The sequence below is a fragment of the Pandoraea morbifera genome, from assembly GCF_902459575.1.
Lineage (GTDB): Bacteria > Pseudomonadota > Gammaproteobacteria > Burkholderiales > Burkholderiaceae > Pandoraea > Pandoraea morbifera.
The window spans coordinates 93,692-109,022 of the sequence record NZ_CABPSD010000004.1 but is presented as its reverse complement, the minus strand read 5'-3'; the positions used below and the strand labels follow the sequence as shown (position 1 = coordinate 109,022).

Here is a 15,331-nt window from a genome sequence, read left to right as displayed (position 1 = left end):
ATTTTGGGCGCCGGATGAGGGATGCGGCGTCCGAAGTCGATCAGCCCTTGAGCAGGCGCAGTGCGAGACGGGCCAGTCGCGGCACGAAAGTCGGGCGCAACAAGCGTCTGTCGTAGCCGTCCATGCGCCGGGCGTCCTCTTCCAGACACAGCGCGATGAGTTCGCGCGGTTTGAGGGACTCACCGATGTCGGCGGTACCGGTGGCGAGAAAGTTGGCGTCGCGGGCCACGCCATCGGTGTCGATGCCCTTGGCGATGGCCACCCGGTCCCAGATCAGCGCGACCCAGACCGCCACCACGCGCGCATGAAACCATGGACGCTTCCAGAAGGGCAGATTCCGGCGATGCCACGCGAACCAGTTCGCGAAGAAGAGGATGTGTCGCGCTTCCTCCTGCACGACGGGTTCGAACGTTTCGACCAGCGCTTCGGGAAAGTAACCCGACCGTTGGGCCGAGCGAAACAGCCCGAAGGCCATGAAGCTGTCGATGCACTCGCTGAACCCGGTTTTCAACCAGGCCCATTCGGCGTCCCTGGGAGCTGGATAAGCCGGCTCGGGCGCGAGCTCGATGCCGTACACCTGCACCAGCCGTGAGAGCACGACCTTGTGACGCGCTTCCTCCTCGCCGTCCATGACGAGGGCGGCGCGCAGCAGCGGATCTCGAACCGTCGACGCGTACGTGGCCACGCGGATCGACGCGCGGCCCTCGGTCTGCACGGCGATATCCCAGATAGGCAGCGAAGTGAGACGGGCCAGCGCGTCGGGCGCGAGCGTCGGCCAGTCGATGACGGCGGGCTTGTATGGGTTGTGCGACTCCAGCATCATGCGGCAGAACATGCGCTTGTGGGAGTCCGAACCGATTTCCACGGGACCGTCGACGTCGTATTGCCAGTGGCGCATGACGTGATCGGCCTGCGCGACGGCAACCGCTTGCGTGTCGGAGATCTCGTCGGGATATCGCATGAAGGATGAGTCTTGTCGGCGTCGTCGAAAATCATAACATCATGCTTGTGGCGCGCGCCGTGCAGACCGGCCTGCCGCCGTGCCCGGCGCGCGTCGCATCGGCTCAGAACAGGTACATCCCGCCGATGAAGATCACACCGGAGAACAGCAGCGCCGTCACACAGTAGCCCATGATGTCGCGCACCCCGAGTCCGGCGATGGCAAGCGCGGGCAAGGCCCAGAAAGGCTGTGCCATGTTGGTCCACGCCTCGCCGTAAGCGATCGCCATGGCTGCCTTGCCCATGTCGGCGCCGAGCGCCTGCGCCGCGGGCATCACGAACGGCCCCTGCACCACCCAGTGACCGCCCCCGGAGGGCACGGCGAAGTTGATCACGGCCGAACTCAGGAAGGCGAGCAGCGGGAAGGTATGCACGTTGGCGATTTCGATGAACCAGTTCGTGATGACACCCGCCAGTCCCGAATGATCCATGGTGGCCTGAATGCCCGCATAGAAGGGGAACTGAATCATGATGCCGCTCGCCCCGCGCGCGGCATTCGCCACGGCGCGCGCGTAGGCCATCGGGGTCCGGTGCAACAGGATGCCGATGCCGAGGAACGCGATGTTGACGGTGTCGATATCGAGCGTGAAACCCTTGGAGACGGTGCGCAGTACGAGATATGCAGCGATAAGAAGGAACACGAGCAACGACAGCAGGCGGCTCTCCTCCAGCTTCTCGGCGAGGGTGGCGTCGGGGCCGAGCACGCGTTCATGCGTCGGCTCGTCGACCAGCAACTTCGGATCGACCGACACCACTTCGTTGGGGCGGGGCATCATGGCACGCGCGAGCAGCGGCAGCATGACGATCAGGCCGATGGTGATGAACGCGTTATAGCCGGTGAACAGCGTCTGCGACACCGGGATGAGACCGACGACCTTTTCCATCGGATTGCCGTGCGTGGCGGCCACGAGCGGCACCGACCCGGACAGGCCGCCGTGCCATGTCAGAAAGCCCATGTAGGCACACGCCACGAGCAGGCGGTAATCGGTGCCCTTGACGCGTCGCGCGACTTCGCGCGCGAACATCGCGCCGAGCACCAGGCCGAAGCCCCAGTTGATCGCACATGCCACGCCGGCGAGCAGCGCGACCATCATCGTCGCCTGTGCCGGCGTGCGCGCCGACCCGGCAAGGGCCGCCATCGCACGCTTCATCGGCGCCGAACTGGCCAGTGCGTGGCCGGTGACCAGGATCATCGCCATCTGCATGGAGAACGCGAGCAGGTTCCAGAATCCGGCGCCCCACAACTGCACGAGATCGCCGGGCGTCTTGGGCGTGAAGCCCAGCGCGAGCGCGAATGTGATGGCGGTGAGGAAGATTGCGAAGATGAGCGGATCGGGCAAAAAGCGATGCACGACCTGCGTGAAGAAGCGGGAAATACTCTTGACCACGACTGCCTCGTCCTTATTGTTAACATATTAATCGGCGCATTGTCGCATGCACTTGGCGCGGAGGCATGACGTAAAACTGCTTAATGGACATTAACGACAGGACATTAACGACAGGACATCGACGGCAGGACATCGACGGCAGGACATCGACGGCAGGACATCGACGGCAGGACATTGGCGGCAAATGACTGGCCAAAGGTCCCTGAATTGCCGGTGCGAAGCGGTGAAAAAACGCATGAAACGGCGCGAAATGTTGCGTTGAGCGCGCTTCAGCGAAGCGGGCGATGCGAGACGAAATATTTGGTAATTGTTGCGGGGCGTGCAACGCAGGTCGTCGGCCGGCGACGTTTATCAGAGGCGGGTGGGTGCATAGACTGTGGAGTCCGCTGTCGCAGTTTCACAGCTTTCTTGCAATGGAACCCACATGACACCGACGCTTGAGCAACTTTTCCCCCAGCATCGTCCCGAAGGAGACGCCGTGGCCACGGCGCTCGACAGTCACGCTGTCGTTCAGGCGCTCTCGCTGGCTGTCGCGCATCATCCGGTGGCGTTGCTGCGCATGATGTATCCGGCCACCGATGCGACCACGCACCGCAGTCGGGACGAACTCACGGAAGTGCTGCACCGCCACGGCCTGCATCAGGTCGCGGGACTGATCGAGGAGGAGGCGCCGTATCTGCTGTTCAGTTCTGCCGAGCATGCGCATCTCACGCTCGTCGAGATTCGTCGCTATTCGGCGGCGATTGCCGTGCACCTCTACTATCGCGGGTTGGCGGGCGCGGAGGCGGAAGCGCGTTTGCGCGCCGACGCCACGGCACCGGCCGACGGCCATTTCCGCCCGTTCGACGGCTTCGCGCGTGCCATGTGATCGCGAACCGAGGGCGGGCGTCGCGAGCGATGCCTGGCGCGGCACCCCCGCGAGCCTCGGCCGCCCGGTGTTCAGGCGCGCGAGTCGTCCGATGCGCGTGCGCCTGCGCTCGCGGACGGTGCTGGGTTCGGTGACGTGGGCGGTGTCGGCGTCATGTCGTCCGGCGAGCGCTCGCCGTCCCACCCGAACGTGACGTGCCGCTGCGCGCGACGCTGCTCGCGCTCGCGCGCCATTTGCTCCTCGAACTGACGTCGGCCTTCCTTCGCGGCGGCGATCATCTTGTTGCGGTCCTGGTAGGCCGGGTACATTTCATCGGTCAGTTGCAGGTTCGCGCGACGAAACGCCAGGGTCGCCTCGCGCGCCTCGGCCGGCGGCCATCCGAGTTCCTCGAGCACCGAGCGCGCGCTGCGCAACGACGACTCGAAAACCTCACGCTCGATGTGCTTCACGCCGCGATCGCGAAGCTGGAACAGATGACCGACGTTACGGGCACGCGCGACGACCGGCACGTCCGGAAAGTTCTCGCGCATCAGGTCGACGATCTCCAGCGACTGCTCGATATCGTCGACGGCCACGACCACCGCGCGCGCATGCGCTACGCCGGCGATGCGCAGCAGGTCGAGTCGCGTGGCGTCGCCGTAGAACACGCGAAAGCCGATCTGACGCAGGCTCTCGATGGTGTCGGGATCGTGATCGAGCACGGTGACCGACACGCCCTGCGGCACCAGCGCGCGCCCCACGATCTGTCCGTAGCGACCGAAACCGCAGATCACCACATTGGCGGACTGTGGCTCCTCGATTTCCTTCATGCGTGGCGATCCCTTGACGCTGTAGCGCGGCAGCAGCCACTTGTCGATGGCGACGAGCAGCAACGGCGAGACCAGCATCGATAGCGCGACCGCCCCGATCAGGAACGACGAGACCGCCGGGGGCAGCACTTGCGGGCCGGCGGACTGAAACACCACGAACGCGAATTCCCCACCCTGTGCGAGCAGCAGCGTGAAGATCGGGCGTTCCTGGTAGGGCAATTGCATCATGCGCGACACGCCGTAGATGGCGAGGCCCTTGAGCGCCATGAATCCGACGACCACGGCGATCATGCGCAGCGGTTGGGCGAGCAGCACGCCGAAATCGATGCTCATGCCCACGGCGATGAAGAACAGGCCAAGCAGCAGTCCCTTGAACGGCTCGATGTCGGTTTCCAGCTCGCGTCGATACTCGCTTTCCGCGAGCAGCACGCCGGCGAGGAAAGCGCCAAGCGCCATCGACAGACCGACGAGTTGCATCAGTGTGGCGATGGCAACGACCAGCAGTAGCGACGTGGCCGTGAAGATCTCGGGGGTGCGGCTGTTGGCGATCCACCGCAGGAGCGGACGCAGCAGCAGGCGCCCGCCCAGAACGATCGCGGCGATCACGCCGACGATCTTCAGGCCTTCGAGTGCGCGTTGCGCACCGGTCAGCGCATGACTGTCGACATCGTTCGCGAGCAGCGGCAACAGTGCCAGAATGGGAATGGCCGCCACGTCCTGGAACAGCAGGATGGAGAAGCCCGCCTGTCCGCTTTGCGTGGCGAGCAGGTTGCGCTCGGCCATCACCTGCAGCGCGATGGCCGTCGAGGACAGTGCGAGCCCCAGCGCGGCCACGAGCGCAATGCGCCATGGCGCACCGAGCGCCACGCCGGCCGCGAAAAGCACGACGGCGCAGCCGGCGACCTGTGCCGATCCCCATCCGAAGATCGGCCGCCGCAAGTTCCACAAACGGCGCGGTTCCAGTTCCAGACCCACGAGAAAGAGCATGAGCACGACACCGAATTCGGCGAAGTGCAGCACGTCTTCCACGCGCGACACGAGGCCGAGTCCCCACGGTCCGATGGCGATGCCGGCGGCGAGATAGCCGATGATGGCACCGAGGCCGAGCGCACGGGACAGCGGCACGACGATCACCGCGGCCGCAAGGTAGATCAGGCTGGCGAGCAGCCAGGCCGGGACATGTTCCATCAGGCAGCCCTCCCGGTGTCGGGGTTCGCCGCGTCGTGAAGGGGCGCCGCCTGTGCGTCGATGGCGGCACAGGCGGTGTCGTTCGCGTCGTCGGCGGCGCGCGGCCGGTCCGAGGCAGGAATTTCGCAGCACTCGGGTGCGTCGGCCATCGATATCAGTTCCGGCCATTGCGGATAGGTGGCCAGGCGTCCGGCGAAGTCGCTTACGTGGGCGTCGAGCATGGCATCGTCGCTGCGCCGCGCACCGTGGAACACGTGCGGCGGCAGGAAACGCATGCCGCACAGTCGCGCAGTCTGCTCGTAGGCGGGCAGGAATGCCGAGAAGTCGTGCTGGTTGTAGCCCTCGGGGCGATAGCTTTCCCGCGGCCCGCCGGTGCTGGCCACCAGCCAGAGGTCCTTGTTGGCGAGCGCGTGACCGTCGTGACCATAGGCCCAGCCCCAGGAGAGCACTTCGTCGAACCAGAGCTTCTGCAATGGCGGCATGCTGTACCAGTAGATCGGATGCACGAGCACGATCAGATCGGCGCGGGCCACGCGTTGCTGCTCGGCGGCCACGTCGATGCTGAAGTCGGGATACGTCGAGTAGAGATCGTTGACGTCGACGCCGGCGATGCTGCGTGCAGCATCGAGCAGACGACGATTCACGCGCGAATCGCGCCAGCGCGGGTGGGCCACGATGACGTAGGCGCCGCGTCCGGACGCGGCGGCACCGGTGTTCCGGGCGCCCTCGGAAATGGCGGCAAGGCGGGAGGATGCGGGGGCTGTCATGCGGGGGAGCATACCGCATTCACTTGACGCCGGGCATGGCGGCGTTGCGCATCGCCGGGGCGACGGCGACGCCAGTCCCCCGATCATTAAAGACTGCGGTGGCGAAAGCCGTAAAGACTGATTAAGCTCTGGCTGCTATCGAGCGCGTGGGCCCGCGACCCGAGTCGCCGTGCGACGTCGGAACGCCGGCAAGCGCTCGAGCGCGGACCGATAACAATAACTTTTCGTGCCGGTGCGGCCTGGCCGTCGCCTCGCACGCTGACCCGTCATGTCGCCGCAAGCCTTTCGTACTACCGTCAATCTGATCTATCACGGCCGCAATGTGGCGTTGGTGCTGTTGCTCGTCGCGTTGCTCCACAACCAGACATTCTGGGTGTTCGCGAGCGCGGCGGCGGCCGCGTTGTGCACCGGTGCACTGCACGAGGCGGCGCGCATGCCCGAAGATGAGGATCTGCCGCCGCGTCCGCTCGTGATCCAGGTGCTGCGCATTTCCGTGCCGCTGCTGCTCACGATGTTCGCGCTCGGTTACGGCGCCGTGTGGCTCAACCGGCATCTCGGCTGAGCCGGTTTACCCGGGGCATGGGTGCATACGGAAGTCAGGACCGCGCGCCGCCTTCTTGCTGGCTCGTGTGGAGCACGGCGTTGCGACGGGCATAGGTGAAGTAGATCACCATGCCGATCACGAGCCACACGACGAAAGCGATCCACGTGGTGGCCTGCAGGTGCACCATCAGGAACAGGCACAGGCCCGCCGAAATGAGCGGCACGATGGGCGCGCCGGGCACGCGAAACGCGCGCGGCAGGTCCGGGCGTGTGCGGCGCAGCACCAGCACGGCGACCGACACCAGCATGAAAGCCGACAAGGTGCCGATATTGATCAGCTCGGCAAGCACGCCCAGCGGCACGAAGCCCGCGATGACAGCGAAGATCACGCCGATGATCCAGGTGCCGGCGAACGGGGTTTTGTGCGTCGGGTGGATGCTGGAGAGCATCGGCGGAAGCAGGCCGTCGCGCGACATCGCGTAGGTGATGCGCGTCTGGCCGTACGTCATCACGAGAATCACGGTCGTCATGCCGAGAATCGCGCCCAGATCGACGAACCCGGCGACCCAGTTCTGTCCGGCGTATTGCAGCGCCAGCGAAACCGGATGGTCGACGCCCGCGAAATGCGCGTACGGCACGATGCCCGTCATGATGGCGGCGACCGCGACGTACAGCAGCGTGCAGACGATAAGCGAGCCGATGATGCCGACCGGCAGGTCGCGAGCCGGATTGCGAACCTCTTCGGCCGCCGAGGTGACGGCGTCGAAGCCGATGAAGGCAAAAAACACGAGGGCCGCGGCGTTGAACATGCCGCTGGTGCCGAACGGCATGAACGGCGTCCAGTTGGCGGGCTTCACATGCCACACGCCCACGGCGATGAACAGCAGCACGACGCCGATCTTGATCGCCACCATCAGGTTGTTGATGCGTGCTGATTCGCGCACGCCGTACGACAACACCCACGTGATGAGCAGCATGATGACGACGGCCGGCAGGTTGATGAAGGTCGTCACGCCCGGCACGCTGCCCGGCGCCGCGGTGATGGCGGCGGGCAAATGCAGGCCGAAGCCGGCGGCCAGCGACTGGAAGTAGCCCGACCAGCCGACCGACACGGCCGACGACGCCAGTCCGTACTCGAGCATCAGATCCCAGCCGATGATCCACGCGACGATTTCGCCGAGCGTGGCGTAGCTGTATGTGTAGATCGAACCGGAGACGGGGATCGTCGACGCGAACTCGGCGTAGCACAGGGCGGCGAAGCCACACGCCATGGCCGCGATGATAAAGGAGAGGGTGAGGGCGGGGCCGGCCGTGAGGGCGCCGGTGCCCGTCAGAACGAAAATGCCGGTGCCGATGATGGCGCCGATGCCCATCAGGACCAGATCGATGGGGCCCAGCACTTTCTTGAGACTGCCGGTGCGGCTGGCGACCAGCATGTTCTCGATGTTTTTGGTTCGAAAAAGACTCATGACCTGCTGAAGGTTCCTGCAACGTATGCCCCGGCGCACGCGCGGCGCGCGCGTTCGGGAATTCCACGGGAGACATGTCCCGCGACCTGGCTGCAAGGGCACCCGGGCTTGTGGCCGTTCGCTCCCATGCCTGGCGGATCGCCGCGGGGCTTCACGAACCACGTCGTTGCGACCTCGCCGCCGTGCGTGTGCACAGCCTCTGGCCGTGGTCGGCGCGCGCGGGAAGGCGCGGCCGGCGACGGCGTGGCGTCGGGCAACGGACGGCCGCGACGTGCGACAAGCACGCCGGGGCGGGACGAACACGATGGAGACTGACGGAGCGGCCTGCCGGTTTGCCGCGACCGTTGCGACGGTCGCCACGGCGCACCGGCGAAAGGTCTGCTGACGGCTCGTCCGATTCCGAAGTCGGAATCGGCGACGGAATCGGCGTCGGAGCCGGCGTCGGAACCGGGAGCAGGCGCCTGGTCTTCAATGTGAGAAGCCCGCACACGCCTGGGGCGTGGTGCGGGCAAGGGCTCGCTGTCCTGCGGTCCGGCCATCGGCGCCCGATCGGCGCCACCGCCTGGCCGGAATTGCTCACATTTTAAGCGTTTTTCCCGGACCGCGTGCAGGAGTTGCTGAATTCGGGGTCATAAGCGTACCCAGGGCGTCAGGGGCACCACGGCCGCTGACGCCCTCGCGGCGGCCGATCGGCGGCCCGAAAGCGATCAGCGGTCTCCGCCGCCGCCCGGCGGGCGTCCCCCGCCATGTCCTCCACCACCGGGCGGGCGCGAACCGGGCCCGTGGTTGCCGCCTCCCGGGGGGCGCGGGCCCGGACCCGCCCCATGACCGGGTGGGCGAGGGCCGGGGCCTGCGCCGTTTCCAGGAGGTCGCGAACCCGGGCCCGCGCCGTGCCCGGGGGGGCGATTGCCCGGACTATTCCAATGCGGCGGCCGCGGTCCGGGGCCCGGATAGTGTCCGCCTGGTGGCCGGGGTGCCGGGCCCGGATAGTGGCCCGGCGGGCGCGGCCCGGGTCCGCCCCAGTGCGGCGGACGCGGTCCCGGCGGCGGCCTGTTCCAGTAGCGCCGGTCGTGATACCACGGCCGATTGCGGTAATAGTTGCCCCAGTACGAGCCGATGGAGAACGTGATGATGGGCAGGCCGATCATCGGGCCGTAGTTGAGGATGGGCACCGGGTTGCCCTGATACGGATAGCTGAGCAGCGCGGCATAAATCCAGCCCCGCGTGCCGGGAAGGCCGATGTCGCACCACGAATAGTCGGACAGGCAGCCGTAGACGGTAACCGGCATGCCCGGCGCGGCCTGCGCGACGATCGGATAGTCGCTGGCCGGACCCGCGCGCACGTTGGCCGACGAATTGATCACCGCCTGCCCCGACTGCGCCAGCGCGGCGCCGGGAACTGCCAGCGCAGCGAGCGACGCGACGCCCGCGAGCGCGAGCGGTAAGGTCCATCGCTTCATTGTCGTCTCCCTTGTTCGAACCTCGGCCAGACCATGGCCGAATCATGGGCGCCGGCCGCGACCGGCCGGCATCCACCGCATGTCGGTTCGACCGGTCGCCTCGCGCTTTGGTTTGCGGTAATGCGTAACGAAACCGGACGGAATTGTTTTATTTCGTTACGCCATGGCGACATCGGGTCGATGCGACGGCCGTCGCGATCAGTACAGCACGACCGAGCGGATCGATTCGCCGCGTTTCATCAGATCGAAGCCTTCGTTGATCTGGTCCAGTCGCAGCGTGTGGGTAATGAGATCGTCGATGTTGATCTTGCCTTCCATATACCAGTCGACGATTTTCGGCACGTCCGTGCGCCCCCGGGCGCCGCCGAAGGCCGAGCCCTTCCACTCGCGGCCCGTGACCAGCTGGAACGGGCGCGTGCTGATCTCCTGTCCGGCGGCGGCCACGCCGATGATGAACGACTGGCCCCAGCCCTTGTGGCAGCACTCGAGCGCCTGACGCATGGTCGTCACATTGCCGATGCACTCGAACGAATAGTCGGCGCCGCCGTCGGTCAGCTGCACGATGGTGTCGACCACGTTCTCGACGTCATTCGGGTTGAGGAAGTGCGTCATGCCGAACTTCTTCGCCAGTTCCACGCGACCCGGATTGATATCGACGCCGATGATCTTGTCCGCGCCGACCATCTTCGCACCCTGGATCACGTTCAGGCCAATGCCGCCCAGACCGAACACCACGACGTTGGCACCCGCCTCGACCTTCGCCGAATAGACGACGGCGCCCACGCCGGTCGTGACGCCGCAGCCGATGTAGCAGACCTTGTCGAACGGTGCGTCGGAGCGCACTTTCGCCACGGCGATTTCGGGCACGACGATGTAGTTCGAGAACGTGGAGGTGCCCATGTAGTGGAAGATGGGCTTGCCGTCGAGCGAGAAGCGCGACGTGGCGTCGGGCATCAGGCCGCGACCCTGCGTGCTGCGGATCGCCTGGCAAAGGTTGGTCTTGCGCGACAGGCAGAACTTGCACTGGCGGCATTCGGGCGTGTAAAGGGGAATGACGTGATCGTCCTTCTTGAGCGTGGTGACGCCGGGGCCGACGTCGACGATCACGCCCGCGCCTTCATGGCCGAGAATGGCCGGGAAGATCCCCTCGGGATCGGCGCCCGAGAGTGTGTAGTAGTCCGTATGGCAGATGCCGGTGGCCTTGACCTCGATCAGCACCTCGCCGGCGCGCGGCCCTTCCAGATCGACTTCCTCGATGGTCAGGGGTTTGCCCGCTTCCCAGGCAATGGCGGCTTTGGTTTTCATGGCGATATTCCTCGTTGCAACGACGTTCGGGGGAGTCCCTTCGCGACGTACCATACCGCGTTCTCAGGGCGCGCGCGAGTCTTGACACGCCATGCCGGCGGAAATAGCGGGGCCGGGCGCAGGAATCGCGGGGCGCGGCGCGTTATCGCCGGCCTCTGCTGCCCAGCGGCGCGACGATGTGATAGAACCCCTGCATCTCGACCGGGCGGGCGAACCAGTAGCCCTGTGCCTCGTCGCAGCCCAGCTCGGTGAGACGCTGCGCCTGCGCCTGGGTCTCCACGCCTTCGGCGGTGACGCGAAGGCCAAGCGAGTGCGCCATGGCGATGACCGCGTTCACGATGGCGTGACTCGGCGCGTGCGTGAGCATGTCGCGCACGAACGTGCGATCGATCTTCAGGCGGTCGACAGGGAAGCGCGTCAGGTAGGCGAGGCTCGCGTAGCCCGTGCCGAAGTCGTCCACGGCGATCTCCACGCCCATGTCGTGCAACGAGCGCAGCCCGCCCAGTGCGGCGCTCGAATCGCCGAGCAGCACCGTTTCCGTGATTTCGATTTCCAGGTGCCGCGGTTCCAGTGCGTGGGCCTTGAGCGCACGCTCGACCATGCCCACCACATCCTGCCGGGCAAACTGCTGCGCCGAGACGTTCACCGACATGCGCGGCAACCGGCCACAGCGGCGCAGCAGCCGGCTCGCCTCGCGGCAGGCGGTTTGCATCACCCACTCGCCCAACGTCAGGATCAGGCCGGACGTCTCGGCAATCGGTACGAACTCGGCCGGGCCGATGGCGCCCAGCGTCGGGTGGCGCCAGCGCAGCAACGTTTCGGCGTGACGGATCTCGCCGTCGGAGAGGCTGACCTGCGGCTGGTAGACGAGATGCAGTTGCGAATGTGTGCGCTCGTGAATCGCCGCACGCAGCAGCCCCTCCAGTGCGTTGCGCCGCCTCGCCTGCGCATCCATCTCGCTGCTGAAGAAGCGCAACCCGCCGCCGGCGGCGCTCGCAATGCCCAGTGCCACGTGGGCGCGCCGAAGCAGGGCCTCGGGCGTGTGGCCATGTTCGGGGTAGCTTACGGCGCCGATACTCGCGTCGAGCGCCACCGTGCTTTGCTCGACGTCAACCCATTGGGCGAGCCGGGACTGGATGCGCGAGGCGAGCAGGCGCGCGGCGTCACCCGTTTCATTGGTGACGATGACGAACTGGCTGCCGCCCAGGCAGGCGAGGGCGTCTTCCGGGCCGGTGGCTTCGCGCAGCCGCTCGGCGGCGATGCGTAACGCCAGCTCGGCGGCCGGGGCGCCGAAGGTGCTATGCAGTTTGCGCAGATGATCGAGCTCGACGAGCAGCACCGTGAGCCCCACCTGCTGTCGCGCGCAACGGTGAATCGCCAGTTCGAGCCGTTCGTTGAGCAATGTCTGGTTGGGCAAGCGCGTGACCGGGTCGTGGTGCGTGACGTACCAGAGGCGGGACGCGACCTGCACCTGCTGCGACAGGTCGAGCACGATGCCCACCCAGCGCCGCTCGCCGGGGGCATGCTCGACGCAGGACAAGGCCAGGCGGATGGGTAGCCAGCTTCGCGCGTGCGTGAGCAAGTGCCATTCGTCGTCATACGGCACGGATTCTTGGGCCGATAGACTCGCGAGCGCGGGCAGGCGGCGGCGCGCCAACTCGGTGGGGTCGAGCAGCGAGAGGAAGCTGCGCTTGCCCAGCAGTTCGGTGCTGCCATAGCCTGTCAGGCGCGTGAACGCGGCGTTCATGCGCTCGAGCATGCCGTCATCGGTGCAGACGAACATGGCATAGGGCGCGCTGTCGAGCGCCGCGCGGCTCAACTCGGCTTGCACGTCGGGTACCCGACGAGGTACGGGATCGTTCATGCCCGCACCTCCCGAATGCCGGTTCGGCCGGCGTTCAGGAACGTCATGCAACACCTCCCTGGCGTCGCGAATATTATCTCGAAATTCGAGCGATCGATTCGCTGGATTTCTTTTGATTTTCAAGCGGTTATGATGTTTATTCTGCCACGTTGCGAACGCGTGCGTGCAAGGGAAAACGCGGTGTCGAAAGCGCTTTCGAAAACGCGTCTTCTCGCGCATGCTGCAAGGGAAGTCCGTAACGAGGCACCGGGGTGCGGAGCCGCATGATGCATCGTTTGCCGGTGGCTTGAGTCGAAGCCCTTCGGTATGATTCGCCCTGACCTGGGCGGGATGCAGTGAGATCCGTCGCGCGGGACACTTGCGGTATCCCCCTCAGGACCACAGACATTTCGGGAAAAGGAAGACGGCGTTGCATTGCGTCCGGACATCGACGAGCGGTATGGCAACCGGCCTCTGGCGAGCGCGCCGGATGCCTCGTCGTCTGCACGCGCAGCTGGCGTTCTGTCTGTGGCTCGCGTGCTGCGCCCTGTGCGGCGTTGCCCATGCGCAGACGCCGGAGGCCGGTGGCTCAAGCGCCTCAGGCGCCGCAGGCGCCTCAGGTGCATCAGGCGGCACGGGTGGTGCGTCCGTGGATGTGCGCGAGGCCAACGTGCGTCAGGTGGTGCTGGGCATCATCAGTTTCACCCGCTGGCCGACGTCGCCCGCCAAGGTACGCCTGTGCGTGAGCGGCAACACGGAATATGCGCGCGACCTGGTGGCCGGACCGCTGCCCGCGAGCGGGCTACCGGTGGAGGCGCGCCGCCTGTCCGCCGCCGAACCCGCGATTGGTTCGTTGTGCGACGCGTTATATCTCGGCACCGTCGGCGACGGCGAGCGCCGGCAGTTGCTGGCCAACATCGCGGGTCATCCCGTGTTGACGATCAGCGAGCGCAATGACTCGTGCACCTCCGGGACGATGTTCTGCCTGAACGTCGATGCCGACCGGGTGACCTTCGACATCAACCTCGACACCGTCGCGCGCAGCGGCGTACGTGTCCACCCCAACGTGCTGAAGCTGGCGCGAAAACCGGGGACACCATGACGACCCGACTCCCCCCAACCCACCCACCACCGTCCGGCGCCGGCAGCGCCGTGGCCGGATTGCTGTCGCCCCAGACGCCGCCGCCGGACGTGTATTCGACCGGTACCGGTACCGGTACCGGTACCGGTACCGGTGCTCCGGCGTCCTCCAACGCCTCGACGCCACCCGCTTCCCCGCCTGCGGCGCCGCCGACCCACCAAGCGGTGCGGTCCGCGACGACGGGCACGACGGGCCGTCGCCGTCGCCCGTCGCTTCAAGGCCTGCTGCGACGCACGCACCTGCGCCTGGCGGTCTCGGCGGTCGTGCTGGCTGCCGTGTCGCTTTCGCTGGTGGCATGGCTCGCCCTGCGCAGTTACGCCGAGAACAATCTTCAGCTCATCGGCAGGTCGCTCGCCTACACGGCGGAAGCCGCCGTCGTCTTCGGCGACCGCGTGGCGGCGCAGGAGGCGATCGCGCTGATCGCGAACGACGAGGACGTGGTGCAGGTGCGCGTGCTCGACGCCTACGACAACCAGTTTGCACTGTGGCGTCGCGCAGACGGTGGTACTCTCGCCCGGGTCGAGCGTATCGTCGCCGACTTCGCGCTGCCCGGCCCGGTGACGTCACCGATTCGTCATGACGGCAAGGAAGTGGGCCATATCGAGGTGCAGGGACAGGGCCATCAGTTCTTCCTGTTCCTGATCAGCGGCATTGGCGGCGTGCTTGCCTGCCTGCTGGTCACCTTTGCCGTGGCGAACCTGCTGGCCAAGCGAATGCACCGCGACATCGTCAAGCCGCTGCGGGCACTGGCCGAAGTGGCCCATGCGGTGCGCCGGGAGCGCGCGTTCCATCAGCGCGTGGCGGCCACGCCGCTCGCGGAACTGAAGGAGCTGGGCGACGACTTCAACGCGTTGCTCGACGAATTCGAAGGCTGGCAGAGCCACCTGCGTGCGCAGAACGCGACCCTCGCCCATCAGGCGAATCACGATCCGCTCACCGGACTGCCGAACCGGGCGTACTTCGAATCGCGGCTGTCACAGGCGCTTGTGGACGCCAGCGAGCTCGGCACGCATGTCGCGCTGCTGTACCTCGACAGCGACCGCTTCAAGGAAATCAACGACCAGTTGGGCCATGACGCGGGCGATGCCGTGCTCGTGGCGATTGCCGAACGGCTGCGCCAGCCGTTGCGCGAAGGCGATCTGGTTGCGCGCCTGGGCGGCGATGAGTTCGCCGTGATGTTGCCGGGCGTGCGTCAGACATCCAATGCCGTGCGTCTCGCGCAGAGTCTGCTGGCGTCGATGGAAAAAACGATTGCGCTGCCCGGTGGCGGCGAAGTCGTCACGTCGATGAGTATCGGCGTGGCGCTGTACCCGACGCACGCGAGCGACGCCTCCGCGTTGCTGCGCTCGGCGGATGCGGCGATGTACCAGGCCAAGCGTGCCGGTGTGGGCACCTGGCATGTTGCGGAAAGCCCCAAGGGATAAGGCGGCGCGCAACACCTTAGCTGCAACGACAAAACCAGAAATGACGACCGGACCATCTACTGCCATGGGGATTCGCTTTGGACTTCGCTGTTGATAAACACAACCTGCGCGCCGTCGCGCCGCGACC

The 15,331-nt window shown here is 66.3% G+C and carries 12 protein-coding genes; 4 read left to right on the top strand and 8 right to left on the bottom strand.

Annotated features, from left to right (window positions below; all coding sequences use genetic code 11):
• Positions 1-40: 40 nt before the first annotated feature.
• Both PMO31116_RS08650 and PMO31116_RS08645 read right to left on the bottom strand, forming a co-directional pair.
• On the bottom strand, positions 41-898 hold the full coding sequence (locus tag PMO31116_RS08650) for a ferritin-like domain-containing protein (protein WP_150566547.1): 858 nt from the start codon (positions 896-898) through the stop codon (positions 41-43).
• A gap of 166 nt (positions 899-1,064) precedes the next feature.
• Positions 1,065-2,387 (bottom strand): TIGR00366 family protein, encoded by a 1,323-nt coding sequence (locus PMO31116_RS08645; RefSeq protein ID WP_150566365.1) that lies wholly within the window; start codon positions 2,385-2,387, stop codon positions 1,065-1,067.
• 424 nt (positions 2,388-2,811) lie between these two features.
• On the opposite strand from PMO31116_RS08645, the gene PMO31116_RS08640 reads away from it, so the two are divergent.
• Complete coding sequence (locus PMO31116_RS08640; RefSeq protein WP_246185211.1) at positions 2,812-3,255, top strand: hypothetical protein; 444 nt, start codon at positions 2,812-2,814, stop codon at positions 3,253-3,255.
• A 71-nt stretch (positions 3,256-3,326) separates the two neighbouring features.
• On the opposite strand, the gene kefC is transcribed toward PMO31116_RS08640, so the two are convergent.
• Positions 3,327-5,252, bottom strand: coding sequence for a glutathione-regulated potassium-efflux system protein KefC (gene kefC / locus PMO31116_RS08635; protein ID WP_246185210.1), 1,926 nt, complete (start codon positions 5,250-5,252; stop codon positions 3,327-3,329).
• Positions 5,252-6,019: a glutathione-regulated potassium-efflux system oxidoreductase KefF gene (gene kefF, locus PMO31116_RS08630; RefSeq protein WP_246185209.1), complete on the bottom strand. Its 768-nt coding sequence runs from the start codon at positions 6,017-6,019 to the stop codon at positions 5,252-5,254. Before kefF ends, kefC begins: the two co-directional genes overlap by 1 nt.
• 268 nt (positions 6,020-6,287) lie before the next feature.
• On the opposite strand from kefF, the gene PMO31116_RS08625 reads away from it, so the two are divergent.
• Complete coding sequence (locus tag PMO31116_RS08625; protein WP_150566363.1) at positions 6,288-6,581, top strand: hypothetical protein; 294 nt, start codon at positions 6,288-6,290, stop codon at positions 6,579-6,581.
• A gap of 34 nt (positions 6,582-6,615) precedes the next feature.
• Here PMO31116_RS08625 and bcaP read toward each other — a convergent pair whose 3' ends face one another.
• The 4 genes from bcaP to PMO31116_RS08605 form a co-directional block, all read right to left on the bottom strand.
• Entirely contained in the window at positions 6,616-8,031 is a 1,416-nt protein-coding gene (gene bcaP / locus PMO31116_RS08620; protein ID WP_150566362.1) for a branched-chain amino acid transporter BcaP, read from the bottom strand.
• 707 nt (positions 8,032-8,738) lie between these two features.
• Positions 8,739-9,491, bottom strand: coding sequence for an SH3 domain-containing protein (locus PMO31116_RS08615; protein WP_150566361.1), 753 nt, complete (start codon positions 9,489-9,491; stop codon positions 8,739-8,741).
• 198 nt (positions 9,492-9,689) lie between these two features.
• Complete coding sequence (locus PMO31116_RS08610) at positions 9,690-10,796, bottom strand: S-(hydroxymethyl)glutathione dehydrogenase/class III alcohol dehydrogenase (RefSeq protein ID WP_023594347.1); 1,107 nt, start codon at positions 10,794-10,796, stop codon at positions 9,690-9,692.
• A gap of 142 nt (positions 10,797-10,938) precedes the next feature.
• A complete protein-coding gene (locus PMO31116_RS08605) occupies positions 10,939-12,660 on the bottom strand; it encodes a putative bifunctional diguanylate cyclase/phosphodiesterase (protein ID WP_150566360.1) in 1,722 nt (573 codons plus the stop codon).
• A gap of 469 nt (positions 12,661-13,129) precedes the next feature.
• Between PMO31116_RS08605 and yfiR the strand changes: the two genes are divergently transcribed.
• A complete protein-coding gene (yfiR, locus tag PMO31116_RS08600; protein ID WP_150566359.1) occupies positions 13,130-13,741 on the top strand; it encodes a regulatory sequestration protein YfiR in 612 nt (203 codons plus the stop codon).
• Positions 13,738-15,204, top strand: a complete 1,467-nt coding sequence (gene dgcN, locus PMO31116_RS08595) for a diguanylate cyclase DgcN/YfiN (RefSeq protein ID WP_246185208.1) — start codon at positions 13,738-13,740, stop codon at positions 15,202-15,204. Before yfiR ends, dgcN begins: the two co-directional genes overlap by 4 nt.
• Positions 15,205-15,331 lie beyond the last annotated feature (127 nt).

Excerpts from the sequence above, each read along its gene's own strand:
- PMO31116_RS08640 (WP_246185211.1), top strand. The coding sequence starts at position 2,812 with ATGACACCGACGCTTGAGCAACTTTTCCCCCAGCATCGTCCCGAAGGA.
- PMO31116_RS08610 (WP_023594347.1), bottom strand. The coding sequence starts at position 10,796 with ATGAAAACCAAAGCCGCCATTGCCTGGGAAGCGGGCAAACCCCTGACC.
- PMO31116_RS08625 (WP_150566363.1), top strand. The coding sequence starts at position 6,288 with ATGTCGCCGCAAGCCTTTCGTACTACCGTCAATCTGATCTATCACGGC.
- PMO31116_RS08605 (WP_150566360.1), bottom strand. The coding sequence starts at position 12,660 with ATGAACGATCCCGTACCTCGTCGGGTACCCGACGTGCAAGCCGAGTTG.
- bcaP (WP_150566362.1), bottom strand. The coding sequence starts at position 8,031 with ATGAGTCTTTTTCGAACCAAAAACATCGAGAACATGCTGGTCGCCAGC.
- PMO31116_RS08650 (WP_150566547.1), bottom strand. The coding sequence starts at position 898 with ATGCGCCACTGGCAATACGACGTCGACGGTCCCGTGGAAATCGGTTCG.
- PMO31116_RS08615 (WP_150566361.1), bottom strand. The coding sequence starts at position 9,491 with ATGAAGCGATGGACCTTACCGCTCGCGCTCGCGGGCGTCGCGTCGCTC.
- kefC (WP_246185210.1), bottom strand. The coding sequence starts at position 5,252 with ATGGAACATGTCCCGGCCTGGCTGCTCGCCAGCCTGATCTACCTTGCG.
- kefF (WP_246185209.1), bottom strand. The coding sequence starts at position 6,019 with ATGACAGCCCCCGCATCCTCCCGCCTTGCCGCCATTTCCGAGGGCGCC.
- dgcN (WP_246185208.1), top strand. The coding sequence starts at position 13,738 with ATGACGACCCGACTCCCCCCAACCCACCCACCACCGTCCGGCGCCGGC.
- yfiR (WP_150566359.1), top strand. The coding sequence starts at position 13,130 with ATGCCTCGTCGTCTGCACGCGCAGCTGGCGTTCTGTCTGTGGCTCGCG.